The following is a 13,985-nucleotide window of genomic DNA, read 5'->3' as shown; positions in this document are numbered from 1 at the left end:
TATTTTTTTAAAAATATAAGAAAGTATAAAATTTGCTGTTTATACTGTGCTTATATTTCAACGCGAAACGTTAGCTGATGCAGCCAAAGGACGGCGACAGCCGTTTACGCTTGATATATTAAAAAAATTAAAATCGTTACCCCCCGAAAAAGAAGGAACACATTCGAATCATACTAGTAGTGAGGTGGAGCGGTTGTTACTTGTATTGTTCAAACGGTTTTTGCGAAAGCCTGCTTCCGCAAAAACGCAGGAGACCGAGCAGAAGCTCGCTCCCGAACAATGGGTTGCCAGAATCCGTCTGGGCGATGAAAGGCTCCGAGAGCAGTTCATTTCAGACTACAAACCTTATATTTTGAAAGTAACAAGTCGATTTAGCAAACGGTACATCGATCCGAACCGTGATGATGAATATAGCATAGCGCTGCTGGCCTTTAATGAATCCATTAACCAGTTCGACAGCAATGCGGGAAAATCATTCATCGGATTCGCTGAAACCGTCATTAGGCGTCGGCTTATTGACTATGTCCGAAAAGAACAGCGCCATTCGCAGGTTGTTCCGTACAGCATGTTCGACACGGAGGAAGAGGATCAGCCGGTATATAACTCGGTGGAGACGAAGCAGGCGCTTCATCAATATGACTTAAGACAGACTGAGAACGAGCGGCGATTGGAGATCGGTGATCTGAATACCGAGCTTGAGAGCTACGGCATAACGTTCATGGAGCTGGTTGAGCAATCGCCGAAGCATTCCGATTCGCGCAAGCTGCTGATCGGCATTGCGCAGACACTAGCGTTCGACCCTGAACTGCTGCAGACGTTCAAGCAGGCGGGCAGACTGCCGGTTAAAGAACTCACCGAGCTATGCGATGTATCGCGAAAAACGGTTGAGCGCAATCGGAAGTATATTATTGCAATTGCGCTTGTGATCTCGGGTACATATCCTTTCATGCACGATTACCTAAACATACCGATTGAACCCCATTCTATGAATCAGGAGGCTGGCCAATGAAGCGCGGAATCGTCATGAGCATGACTGATAAATATGCTGTTGTTATGACGGCAGATGGCGGATTTTTGCGAGCCCCTATTCAAGGAACGCCGCAAATAGGCGAAGAAATTATTTTCGAGCAAGAATATTCGGAAGCTAGACGCAGACCCAGACTGAGATCCGTGTATGGCTATTCGGGCGCAGCAGCCATTGCATTGATTTTATTTTTGCCGCTGCTCTTCATGATGGTGAAGGACGCTAATCCAATTGTCGCTTACGTCAGTATGGACATTAACCCAAGCATTGAGATCGGCGTCGACAGCCAGGATCGCGTTCGGTCGTTGCACGCGCTGAATGAGGACGGAAAGAAAATCATAAGCGGTCTTACTTATAAGGGCGTTGCAGTTGAACTTGTTGCGGCAAGCTTGTTCGAGAAAGCAAGAGAATCACACTATCTAGATGTGGCAGATAAGGACATAGTCATAACAAGCATGGTGATGAAGGGTGGGCAAGATGGCGGCAACGATTATGATCAACTGCTGTCAGGCAAAATTAGCGATACGTTAATAGAGCGATTGACCGAGCTTGCGGCTGAATCGATTACGGCTAACATTACGACGCTTGCCATACCGTCGGAGCTTCGCGATGAGGCAGCAGCCAACGGCGTATCTTCCGGCAAAATGGCCGTGTACTTGATGGCGAAGGACGAAGGCTACCAAATCGAGCTGGAGYAGTTGAAGAAACAATCGATTGATAGCGTGACGGCATCGATAGGCGGCGTGAAGACAATCGTCGAAAACGCCCCGGATACGAGTAAAAGCAAGCTGAAGGAACTTGTTGACCGCGAGAAGGCGGAGAAGATCAAGAAGGATGACGACGAAAAAAATAGTCAGAAGCCTGCCTCAACCCCTAAGCCTGCAAAGACGGCTAAGCCGAATGGCACAAGCAAGCCAGCAGTAACGAATAAGGATGATAAGAATCAGGGTAGTCAAGGCAATGGGGGCAGGAAACCTACGGCTACACCTAATAACGGCAAGAAGCCGACTTCAACCGATAAATCTTCTTCTGGCAAAAACGATGGTAAAAATCGCGGCGATAAGGGTTGGGGAGACAAAGACGATAACAACGACGATAATCGCGGCAGCAGAGACGATAATAATGATGATGACGACAGGGGACAGTCCAGCGGTCGCGGTAATAACGACAATGTGGATTGGGATAACGATTGGGATGATGGCCGCAATGATGATCGTTCCAACGATCGGGATAATAATGATCGCAATCGAGGCGGACAAGACAGAAACGACGAACATGACAATAGTCGTGGCGGAGGATCGCAAAGCGGTAGAGAAAACAACGGGGACCGGCGACATTAGGCGACGGTTATCACTATTTTGGCTGCATTTTTAGAAGAAGCGTGTCTCTAGACTCATTTAAATAACAATTTTCGACAGTATTTCTGATTGACAGCGATTGTAAAGTAATCCTATGATTAGTGTATGTCATAACCATGGTCTGTAGTCGTAGCCGGGGAGGAGTACATAATGCAGGCTATTCGAAAGCGCTATTTCCCGGCGCTTGCCGAGTACTTACGGAGTCGCAGTGAAGAGTCATTGTTTCGGGCAGGCGAACTCGGCAGAGAGCTGGATGGATTTATACCCGAGGAACTCATCGCTATGCATGAAGAAAGCTTGCAGAAGCTTGTCGCTAATGTAGAATCTGAGGAAGCGTTGCAGCTTTACAATCGTTCGTTTCTGTTCCTTATCGAGGTTATGGTTGCCGTACGCTTCGAGGTGACCGCTGATCAATCCGTCGAACAACGGTTTACGGAAATGAGAGAGATGCTGTTCCGCTCGAACCGATCCTTTGAAATGGTCAAAAATAAATATGAGAACGTTCTGCAGCATATGGACAGCGGGATTGCCATCTTCGACAGCGATGGAATTTTGTCGTTTATTAATGTACAAATGGCCAAGCTGCTCGAGATTCCGCGGCAGACGCTTATCGGCTRCAATATGAAAGAAATATTAAGACATCGCCAACTGGGCATTAGCACGAAACGGACAATCCTTCGGTTATATCGGGAGATGTTCCTTCTGCGCAGCAAATATTATGAATTCGAATATAAGGACGGCAAGCATCTGCTGGTGACCGTTACATACGGCGATCAACTGGACGGAGATTTTCTGTTCAGCGTGAAGGACGTTTMCGAGTATAAACAGATCGAACAGAGCGCGATGCAGAATGACAAGCTGGCAATGCTTGGGAAGATTGCCGCAGCCATCGCGCATGAAATACGCAATCCGCTTACGAGCATAAGAGGCTTTATCCAACTGCTGCGCCCTTATTTGCTGCAAGTAGGCAAAGAGGAATATGCCCGCATTATTTTGACGGAGATTGATAGAGCGAACGATATTATTTATGAATTTCTTAATTCCTCTAAGCCGTCAGCCCCGATGAAGCAATATGTATCCATCCACTCCTTGATCAAGGAAGTTGTTTTACTAACCGAGAGTGAGTCATTGCTCCGCAATTGCGAAATTGTAGCTGAGTGCCAGACAGAAGATTTGTTCGTCTCGATCGATGTGAAGCAAGTGAAGCAGGTCGTGCTGAACATTATCAAAAATGCTCTCGATGCTATTGAAGATGTACAGCTGGAGCGCAGAGGCCGAATTGATGTCATCGGACGAAGTGACGGCCAGTACGCCGAGATCGTCATTCGAGATAACGGCAAAGGAATAGACAAAGCTACGATGAGCCGGCTGTTCGATCCGTTCTTCACAACGAAGCAGCTTGGCACGGGACTCGGCTTGTCGGTAAGTTATCGAATCATACGCAATCATGGCGGAGCGATTCGGGTAGACAGCCAGCCCGGCAGCGGTACCGAATTTATCATTTATTTGCCATTAGCAGAGTAAACCATTAGAATCGGGGGTAATAACTCGATTCTTTTTTTCATTTCATTTGATCGCAGGAAAGTGAGGAGCAATAAACATGAACGTACAATTTACAGTCGGTGCACGCGCTGCCAATCAAGCTGCGCCTGATGCCGTTATTAGATGGATCGACGCTGCTGATCTGAAGCAGGAGGCTGGTTCGAAGGTTATTATTCAGCCTCAGCTTGACGAGGCGATTCGCGGATTAAGCGCCAAAGGCATCTTCAAGGCGGAGTCCGAGCAAGTGGAAGTTGTTCCTACATTAGGGCTATACCCTGCATCGCATGTGTTATTTGTCGGATACTCGGAAGCGGGCGGAGCAGATGGCTTGCGGAAGTCAGCAGCGGCGGCAGCTAAAGCGTTGAAGCGGCTAAGAGCGCAATCCTTGCAAATTATTCCTCCAACGCTCAGCAGCAGCGGAGCGGAAGGTTTGAGCGCAAGCGCTGCTGCTCAAGCAATGACGGAAGGATTGCTGCTTGCGCTGCATGATCGTATGCCGCTGAAGAAAGAGCAGGGCAACAGATTTCAAATTAAGGATGTTACCATAACTCTAGAAGCTGCAACACCTGGGGACGTCTTAGGATGGGAAGCCGGCATTAAGCGCGCCAAGGTTGTCGCAGGCGGCGTAAGTTATGCGCGTGACTTGACGAACTTGCCGGGCAATGACCTTACACCGGAGAGACTGGCTTTCCACGCGGAAGAACTGGCGCGTGAGTATGATTTGGATATAGAAGTTATTGACGAATGGAGCGCCTCTGAGCAGGGGATGGGAGGCTTGCTTGGCGTTGGCCAAGGAAGTATCAACCCGCCCCGCATGATTGTACTTGAATATAAGGGCGATCCGAATTCGAAGGAAACATGGGGACTGATTGGCAAAGGGATTACATTCGATACTGGCGGTATCTCACTTAAAAGAGCACCCGGTATGGAGGAAATGATATCGGATATGGGCGGTGCAGCGGCAGTGCTCGGCGCCATGAAGGTTATTGCGGAGACGAAACCGGCGGTTAACGTAATTGCCGTCGTTCCAACAGCGGAGAATATGCCTTCAGATCGAGCGCTTAAGCCGGGCGATGTCATTCGTACGATGAGCGGTTATACGGTCGAAGTCGTGAATACCGACGCAGAAGGAAGGCTTGTGCTTGCCGATGGTTTAACGACCGCCATTCGCCGCGGCGCTACACGTCTAATCGATGTGGCAACACTGACTGGAGCGGTAGGAGTGGCGCTTGGTACGGAGGCAACGGGAGCGGTTACGAACGATACGTCATTGCTGCTGCAATTGCTTGCGGCTGCTGAACGTGCGGGCGAGCGCGTATGGCAGTTGCCTTCCTACCCAGAGTACAAGAAGCAGTTGCGAAGCGACGCTGCTGATCTGAAGAACAGCGGCGGACGTTATGCCGGAACGATTACGGGCGGCTTGTTCATTGGCCATTTTGCCGAGGAGCTGCCATGGGTTCATCTGGATATCGCCGGAACGGCGTGGCTGGAAGCGCCAAGAGGCTGGGAGCCTAAGGGAGCAACAGGCGTAATGGTGAGGACATTGGTCGAGTTAGTCGAACAGCGAGATTAGCGTTATTATAGGCATCGGTGGCATCGGTTAGGCTATTCACCCTCCCATAAGTGGGCATACTAACTACTAATTAACGATCTGGGGGACAGTTGTCGTGACTTATGAAGAGGTTATGAGTGAGCTGGAGCGATTGGGATCGGAGCAAACGAAGCGTACATGTATCTCTCATGGAGCAATGGAGCCTTTCTTTGGTGTTAAGATTGGCGATATGAAGAAGCTCGTGAAGCATGTGAAGAAGGAACATGAACTAGCTCTAAAGCTATATGACTCGGGGATCTCTGATGCGATGTATCTGGCAGGTCTTAGCGTTAATCCAAAGCTGATGGCAAAAGAGCAATTGCAGCATTGGGTAGATCAGGCGTACTGGTATCTGCTTGCGGAGACGACAGTAGCGGGTGTAGCGGCCGAAAGTCCCTATGCCCGCGAGCTGGCGCTTGCATGGATGGAATCAACGAAGGAAATGGTTGCTTCGTGCGGTTGGAGCACCTATGCCAGTTATGTATCGGTGACGCAGGATGAGAAACTAGATATAGAAGAAATTCGCGGCTTGCTTCGGCGCGTTGAGCAGACCATTCATCAAGAGCAGAATCGCGTCCGTTACACGATGAACAGCTTCGTTATTACAGTCGGCGTCTACGTCACGGAATTGATGGAAGAGGCAATGACCGCAGCTGAGCAGATCGGCAAGGTRCATGTGGACGTAGGTAATACGGCATGCAAAGTGCCGCTGGCGGCGAATTACATACAGAAGACGGTAAACCATGGGTAAGGCGGGCGTAAAGAAAAAAACATGTATATGTTAGCCTGCGTATTAAGAATAAATTGGATTAATCGATTATCGGCAAGTTGATGCCCATAATTGATGCTTGAAATGGATGAAACCGATGCCAAGTTGATTATGGTTGACGGGCAAGTAATGTACTAAAATATGAAGAGGTTATGTATCAGAGGGCAAGCATCAATAATTATGAAGCAATTAGTATCAAGGAAGACGGCGCCCATGTATGTTGGCGTTCGCCTTAGAAAATAATAGGATGGTTATGAATAGAGAGGGTGGAATTTTCTGCAATGAGCATCCATGATGAGCGCAATCATTCGCCTTGGAAAAGCTACTATGGTCCCAATCTTGGTTATGTGCAAGAGCAATACGAGCAATATTTGACCGATCCGAATTCGGTTGACGCTTCGGTTCGTGAACTGTTTGTCCAATGGGGGGCACCTCCTTCCACGCCAATTGCGGGCGGAACGCAAACTGCAAGTGCAGTAGTGAGCAACGTGGCACTGCCGGCAGGCGCTGGAGTCGGTCCGATCGACTCGAATATGTTGAAGAAGGTCGTTGCTGCGCATCAGCTTATGCTGAACATACGCAGATACGGCCATTTAGCTGCGGATATCGATCCACTGGGCTTAAGCCCGGAGGCTGATACGAAGCTTCTTGATCCTGCGACGTTCGGTCTTACGCAAGCGGACTTGTCGGCTATACCGGGATCATTGATCTGGGATAACGCGCCAGCGGAAATTTCGAACGGCTGGGATGCTATCCTTCGTCTAAAAGAAATTTACTCGCGTTCGGCTGCTTACGAGTTTACGCATATCCATGACGAAAGCGAACGTTTCTGGCTGCACGAGAAAGCGGAATCGGGTTCATTCCCTGCGCCGCTATCGGCAAGGGAACGCGAATCGCTACTCGAGCGTTTGCTTCAAGTTGAGCAATTCGAAAGCTTCCTGCACCGTACATTTGTAGGTCAGAAGCGCTTCTCGATCGAAGGCGTTGATATGCTCGTGCCGGTGCTGGATGAGATTGTCCGCGCAGTCGCTCATGATGGAGCTACTAATATTCTAATGGGTATGGCGCATCGCGGTCGTCTAAACGTACTTACTCACGTGCTCGGCAAGCCGTATGAGAAAATTTTCTCTGAGTTCCATCATGCGCCTAACAAGGAAGTCATTCCTTCCGAGGGCTCGATGGGTATTAACTACGGGTGGACAGGCGACGTTAAATATCACCTTGGCGCGGATCGCGCAATCAAGGAAGGCGAGACGGTACGCGCGAATGTTGTACTCGCGAACAACCCGAGCCATCTTGAATTCGTTAATCCGGTCGTTGAAGGCTTCACGCGCGCAGCGCAAGAAGATCGCAGCAAGCCTGGCTTCCCGCAGCAGGATCTGCATAGCGCAGTTACGATCGCCATCCATGGCGATGCGGCATTCATCGGCGAAGGCATTGTGGCCGAGACGCTTAACTTCAATAAATTGCAAGGCTACCGCAACGGCGGAACGATTCACATTATTGCGAACAACCGCTTGGGCTTCACGACGAACAGCATCGATTCCCGCTCGACGCRTTATGCGAGCGACTTGGCCAAAGGCTTCGACATTCCGATCGTTCACGTGAACGCGGATGAGCCGGAAGCTTGTCTTGCAGCCGTTCGCCTTGCTTGCGAATATCGTCTGCGCTTCAACAAAGGTTTTGTTATCGACCTGATCGGCTACCGCCGCTACGGACATAACGAGATGGACGATCCGGAAGTAACGCAACCGCTGATGTACACGAAGGTCCGCAATCATCCGACGGTTGCTACGTTGTACAGCGAGCAGCTGAAAGGCGCACAAGCGATTACGGAAGAGCAAGTGGAGCAATTGCGTCAACGCACGACCGCTTCGCTTCAAGCTGCTTATGATGCGATGAAAGCGAACGAAGGCAAGGCGAAGATTGCCCCGCCTGAACAGACTGGCAATGTCGTGGCCGAGGATGTTCGCACAGCTGTTCCTCTAGAAGAGCTGCGTGAGATCAATCTGGAGCTATTGAACCGTCCAGAAGGCTTTACTGAATATACGAAGCTGCAGCGTATTTTGCAGCGCCGGGCATCGGCATTGAACGATGGCGAGAAAGTAGAATGGGCACATGCGGAGACGCTGGCTTTCGCTACGATTCTTGCTGACGGAACGCCGATCCGTCTCAGCGGTCAAGATTCCGAGCGTGGAACGTTCGCGCATCGCCATATTATGTTGAACGACAATGCGAACGCCGAGAAGTTCTCGCCGCTGCACATGATTCCGCAAGCGAAAGCGTCATTCGCCGTTCATAACAGCCCATTGTCCGAAACGGCTGTTCTAGGTTTCGAGTATGGCTACAACGTATTCGCGCCTGACACGTTCGTTATTTGGGAAGCGCAGTACGGCGACTTCGCGAACGTGGCACAAGTTATTTTCGACCAATTTATTTCCGCAGGCCGGGCAAAATGGTCGCAAAAATCGGGTATTACGATTTTGCTGCCGCACGGTTATGAAGGTCAAGGTCCAGAGCATTCCAGCGCAAGGCTCGAGCGTTTCCTACAGCTCTCCGCCGACAACAACTGGACAGTAGCTAACCTGACGTCCGCGGCTCAATACTTCCACTTGCTTCGTAAGCAAGCGGCTATGCTGGGCAGCGAGAATGTTCGTCCGCTCGTGCTGATGGCGCCTAAGAGCTTGATCCGTAATCCGCGCGTCGCATCGCATGGCGTAGAGCTTAGCGAAGGCTCGTTCAAGCCGGTGCTGCCGCAGTTCAGCCTGACTGAACCGAAGGCTGCGAAGGATAAAGTGAAACGCCTTATCCTAGCGACGGGTAAAGTTGCTATCGACCTTGACGAAGCGCTTGCTTCCGGCAATGCAGAGGATTACACTTGGCTGCGCGTTGCGCGTGTAGAGCAATTGTATCCATTGCCGCAAGTGGAGCTTGAGCGTATTATTAGCCAGTTCCCTAAGCTGGAAGAGATCGTGTGGGTACAAGAAGAACCGAAGAACATGGGCTCATGGTTCTACATGGAGCCGCGTCTCCGCGAGCTTGCTCCTAATAAAGTGGAAGTCCGTTATATCGGACGTCCTGATCGCGCCAGTACGGCAAGCGGTCACCAAGAAGTGCATGCAGCAGAACAACAAAGCATTATTTCATCCGCTTTGAACGGTCAACCGTTCGAATCGAGTTTGGTAAGGGGGTAGTTACCGATGGCAGAAATTATTGTGCCGGAATTGGGAGAGTCGATTTCGGAAGGTACAATTACGAAATGGTTTGTGAAGGAAGGCGATTCCGTCAATCAGGGCGACGTCCTTCTGGAGCTGGAAACGGATAAAGTAAATATCGAGATCAGCGCAGACAGCAGCGGTGTTGTCTCGCGCATTGCAAAAGGCGACGGAGAGGTTGTACTTGTAGGCGAAGCGATCGGTTCGATCGGCGCTTCCGCAGGCGGCGCAGCACCTGCACCAGCGGCAGCACCTGTCGCAGCTCCTGCACAGCCAGCAGCCGCTGCGCCTGCAGCTGTGCAAGCGCCAGTAGCTGCTGGAGCAGCATCTGTTAACGCTTCGCCGGCTGTTCGCAAGCTGGCTCGCGAGCAAGGCATCGATCTGACGCAAGCGCAAAGCCAAGCCGGCCGCATTTCTTCCGGCGATGTATTGTCGTCGCAAGGCGGACAAGCTGCTGCAGCAGCTCCAGCGGCAGCAGCACCTGCTGCTCAGCCGCAAGCCGTGAGCGGCAAGCCGGTTGAACGCAAGCGCATGTCGCGCCGCCGGGCAACAATCGCGAACCGTCTCGTTGAAGCGCAACGTACAGCTGCGATGCTGACAACGTTCAACGAAGTTGATATGACAGCGATTCTTGACTTGCGCAAACGCCGCAAGCAATCGTTCTTCGAGAAAAACGATGTGAACCTCGGCTTCATGTCCTTCTTCACGAAAGCAGTCGTTGGCGCGCTCAAAGCGTTCCCGCTGCTTAACGCAGAAATCGACGGCGAAGATATCGTCGTTAAGAAATTCTACGATATCGGTATTGCCGTATCCGCGAAGGAAGGTCTTGTCGTTCCTGTCGTACGCGAGGCAGATCGTCTTAGCTTCGCTGAGATCGAGAAAAGCATCGGCGAGCTTGCATCGAAAGCTCGTTCGAACACGCTTGCGCTTAGCGACCTAAGCGGAGGAAGCTTCACGATTACGAATGGCGGCGTCTTCGGCTCCTTGCTTTCGACTCCAATCTTGAACACGCCGCAAGTAGGTATTCTCGGCATGCACAAGATCCAAATTCGTCCGGTCGCCATTAACGATACAGAGATGGCTAACCGTCCAATGATGTACATCGCTCTTTCTTACGATCACCGTATCGTAGATGGCAGCGAAGCGGTTCGTTTCCTAGTTACCGTTAAGAACCTGCTTGAAGATCCGGAAGCTCTTCTTCTTGAARGCTAAGTTCATTACCTATTCAATCTTAAGCCCGTGGGCAGCAACTTTGTTGCTTCCACGGGCTTTTTCAATGTTGGCGGTGAGTTGCGGCTTCTACAATGACCTTCTGCATTGACAAGAAAATCGATGGTCAAACAAATTTAATAGGTATTAAGCAGGACAATGGTTTTGCACGTTGAACATTATTCAATGATGATGACAAATTTACATGCAAATGCACATATAGGTGGGATAGCATATGTCGATAAACAAGTGTGATCTATTCATGTTGGAGAGCGAGGAGCGTTATAGGCATTTGGTTCAGATGCTGCCTGACGCTCTCGTTGTATTTGTCGATTATGACCTCGTTTTCGCGAATGACTCTGCACTTCGGCTTTTCAAGGCAGGGAAGCTGGAAGACGTGATCGGGGTGCCGATCGTCCAATTCGTGCATCCGGATTACTTGTACTGCCTCCCGGCACATGTGGAGTATCTGCTTAGCGAGGTTGGCCCCTCGAACCTTCAAGTGAAGAAGCTGCTGCGCATGGATGGAACTGCTTTTGAAGTCGAAATCAAGGCAGTAGCCGTTACTTATGATGGCAAACGGGGGATTCAGCTCCTTATCCGCGATTTATCCGATCGGATCCGTATGGAGGCTTCCCTTAACGAGAAGGAGAAGCTGTACAAGACGGTAATTGAAAACACGGTTGCAGGAGTTTTCGTCGCGCAAGGAGATGAAATTACATATACAAATCCGCACTTCGCGGAGATGTACGGTTATACACCGGAGGAGTTTATACATATTAGAGTGCGAGATTTGCTGGATGATGGCGATCTGAGAAAGATTAGGCATGAAGTGATGGACAGTTTAAGCAAGGGAACGACTAAGATTCATCTGAGATTGAAAGGACGGCGCAAGGACGGCAGCGTTATGTATATTGAAGGCAGCTCCTCGATTACAACGATAGAAGGCGAGGAGGTTATGCTAGGTATTGTGCAAGACGTTACGTTCAAGCATGAGCAGGAGCAGCAGCTTCGCATGACAGCACTCATGTATCAGAAAATTATTAAATTCATTCCTGAGGCTATCGTATTAACTGACGATGGCCAGGTTATATATGCAAATAAGCTTGCGCTTGAATTAATAGGGGCTAAGGATGGCAATGATGTAATCGGGCAAAACGTAATCAACTTCATACATCCAACTTTCCAAGCGAAAACAACGATGCGGATGGATGAAATTATTTTGTCTGAGGATATCGCCCCTTTCACCGAAAGCATCGTTCGCTGTTCGGACGGAAGATATGTCGACGTCGAAATATCAAGCATACGTATAAATGATTACATGGGCAAAAACGTACTGCTTAGCGTTATAAGGGATCTGACAAACCGAAAGCGATCGGAGGAAATGCTGGTTCGTTCGGAGAAGCTCTCGGTCATTGGCCAATTGGCGGCTGGTGTAGCGCATGAGATCCGCAATCCGTTAACAGCACTTAAAGGGTTTACCCAGCTGCTTAAAGCGAAGTACGACGATCATTCGCACTATTTTGATATTATGGCTGGGGAGATTGATCGTATTAACCTCATTGTGAACGAATTTATGACGCTTGCGAAGCCGCATTTCTCGCAATTCAGCAGCGGACATATCGAGCCGATTATGCAAAGCGTGCTGTCGATCTTGGAGACGCAGGCGATTCTGCTTAACGTCGAGATTAAGGTGGAGCTCGGGCTCGAAATGCCAGCCGTATATTGCAATGAGAATCAGCTGAAGCAGGTGTTTCTGAATGTCATCAAAAACGCGATAGAAGCAATGCCTGGAGGTGGCGTTGTGGATATATCGGCTGTTCTTACAGCTGAGAACGACATATGCATTCGAATTAAGGATGAGGGGCAAGGTATACCTGAGGAGCTCATTGCCAAGATTGGCGAGCCGTTTGTAACGACCAAGGAAAAGGGAACTGGTCTTGGTCTGATGATCAGTTCCCGAATCATTGAGGCCCATAACGGCACGCTGCATCTATACAGTAAGCAAAATGAAGGCACGACTATCGAAATTACATTGCCTGCTCAAGATTCAGATCAGGAACGGCTGCCTGGCGGCGCTTATGATGCAGAATGAAATAAACAACAGAAGATAAGGCAACGATGCTGCCGCAAATGAGATACATGGCGGTGTAGCCGTAGTGAGTAGCGATTAAGCCAAGGCAAAAGGATCCGATGCCGTAGCCCAAATCGAATAGGATAAAGAACGTTGCCGTAGCAAGTCCTCTGCGATGTGGCGGAGCGGCCAGCACGGCAATCGTCTGGAAGCATGGAAGCAGAGCTCCATAGCCAAGTCCGATGACGGCGCCCGATACGAGCAGCATAAGCGGTGAATGTGCAGCGCTTAGCATGAACAAGCCGATGGCAAAGACGGCAATGCTCGGATAGACGATATAATGCTCGGACACTCGATCGAGCAGCTTGCCTACGATTGGACGAGGCAGGACGATCATAATGCCGAAGCAGACGAAGAAGTAGCTGGCATAATCGTCAATGGCACGATCGGCTGCGAAGACGGACATGAAGGTTACGAGTCCGCTGTAAGCGAATGCGACGACGAAGCCGCTAACGGCAATAGGCAATACTTTACGTTCGAAGAGATTACTCCATTGCAGCTTAGTCTTAACCTGGGTATGTGTAGTCTGAGATAGCCCCGATTGCGCCTTCGATGCCTCCTGGGCTTTTGCAGTCGATTTGCTCTTAGCACTTGCTCCTAGTGCAAAAGCGATTAGCGCAAATACGGCGCATAACATAAACAGTGAATTGTAGCCGCCGTGTTTCGTAATCGTCAGCCCGACGAACGGACCAATCACCATCGCTAGGCTCATGAACAAGCTGAAGTAACTAATACCTTCGCCCTTGCGATTCTCAGGCATAATGCTAATCGCGGTTGTGTTCGTTGAGGTTGTGCCGATTGCGAACGTTCCTCCGTGAAGAAAACGGACAAGCAGCAGCATGCCGAAGCTATATACGCCTAAGTATGCGACGGAAAATAAAAAGAATAGCAATAGCGAAACGAATACGATCTTCCTCTCGCCAAATTTGTCCATTAGCTGGCCGGTGAACGGGCGAAGCAGTACGGCGGCGATAATGAAGACGGTCATTGCCAATCCCGCCTGTGATTCAGATCGGCCGAGACCATCGGTAACGTAACCCGATAAGGCGGTAGMCATAATATAAAAGCTCAGAAATAAGAAAAAACTGCTTAAGCAGACTTTAACAAAATCTTTGGTCCATAATTTATGATTGTCTATCACTG

General features: G+C 49.8%; 8 protein-coding genes and 1 pseudogene. 8 read left to right on the top strand and 1 reads right to left on the bottom strand.

Annotated elements, in window-relative coordinates; all coding sequences use genetic code 11:
• Nucleotides 1-184: 184 nt before the first annotated feature.
• The 8 genes and pseudogenes from sigI (at nucleotide 185) to AB4Z33_RS00485 (ending at nucleotide 12,803) form a co-directional block, all read left to right on the top strand.
• Complete coding sequence (gene sigI, locus AB4Z33_RS00520; RefSeq protein ID WP_442048006.1) at nucleotides 185-1,009, top strand: RNA polymerase sigma factor SigI; 825 nt, start codon at nucleotides 185-187, stop codon at nucleotides 1,007-1,009.
• Complete coding sequence (locus AB4Z33_RS00515; RefSeq protein WP_442048005.1) at nucleotides 1,006-2,364, top strand: anti-sigma-I factor RsgI family protein; 1,359 nt, start codon at nucleotides 1,006-1,008, stop codon at nucleotides 2,362-2,364. The genes sigI and AB4Z33_RS00515 overlap by 4 nt, the downstream gene beginning before the upstream one ends.
• A gap of 168 nt (nucleotides 2,365-2,532) precedes the next feature.
• Nucleotides 2,533-3,906 carry an ATP-binding protein gene (locus tag AB4Z33_RS00510; RefSeq protein WP_442048004.1) on the top strand — a complete coding sequence of 458 codons (1,374 nt, stop codon included), beginning with the start codon at nucleotides 2,533-2,535 and terminating at the stop codon, nucleotides 3,904-3,906.
• A gap of 76 nt (nucleotides 3,907-3,982) precedes the next feature.
• Nucleotides 3,983-5,497, top strand: a complete 1,515-nt coding sequence (locus AB4Z33_RS00505; protein WP_442048003.1) for a leucyl aminopeptidase — start codon at nucleotides 3,983-3,985, stop codon at nucleotides 5,495-5,497.
• 94 nt (nucleotides 5,498-5,591) lie between these two features.
• Nucleotides 5,592-6,300 (top strand): annotated as a pseudogene (locus AB4Z33_RS00500) (DNA alkylation repair protein).
• 265 nt (nucleotides 6,301-6,565) lie between these two features.
• Nucleotides 6,566-9,478, top strand: a complete 2,913-nt coding sequence (locus AB4Z33_RS00495; RefSeq protein WP_442048002.1) for a 2-oxoglutarate dehydrogenase E1 component — start codon at nucleotides 6,566-6,568, stop codon at nucleotides 9,476-9,478.
• A 6-nt stretch (nucleotides 9,479-9,484) separates the two neighbouring features.
• Complete coding sequence (gene odhB, locus AB4Z33_RS00490) at nucleotides 9,485-10,711, top strand: 2-oxoglutarate dehydrogenase complex dihydrolipoyllysine-residue succinyltransferase (protein ID WP_442048001.1); 1,227 nt, start codon at nucleotides 9,485-9,487, stop codon at nucleotides 10,709-10,711.
• Between the two features lie 232 nt (nucleotides 10,712-10,943).
• A complete protein-coding gene (locus AB4Z33_RS00485) occupies nucleotides 10,944-12,803 on the top strand; it encodes a PAS domain S-box protein (protein WP_442048000.1) in 1,860 nt (619 codons plus the stop codon).
• Here the strand turns inward: AB4Z33_RS00485 and AB4Z33_RS00480 are convergent.
• Nucleotides 12,739-13,983, bottom strand: a complete 1,245-nt coding sequence (locus AB4Z33_RS00480; protein ID WP_442047999.1) for an MFS transporter — start codon at nucleotides 13,981-13,983, stop codon at nucleotides 12,739-12,741. The two genes, AB4Z33_RS00485 and AB4Z33_RS00480, sit on opposite strands and share 65 nt — an antisense overlap.
• Nucleotides 13,984-13,985: the final 2 nt, after the last annotated feature.

The sequence above is a fragment of the Paenibacillus sp. 2TAB19 genome (assembly GCF_052115185.1).
GTDB lineage: Bacteria > Bacillota > Bacilli > Paenibacillales > Paenibacillaceae > Pristimantibacillus.
This window is presented reverse-complemented; position numbering and strand designations above follow the sequence as displayed.

Bases quoted from the DNA above. Each gene is read 5' to 3' on its own strand.
- AB4Z33_RS00505 (WP_442048003.1), top strand. From the start codon at position 3,983: ATGAACGTACAATTTACAGTCGGTGCACGCGCTGCCAATCAAGCTGCG.
- AB4Z33_RS00485 (WP_442048000.1), top strand. From the start codon at position 10,944: ATGTCGATAAACAAGTGTGATCTATTCATGTTGGAGAGCGAGGAGCGT.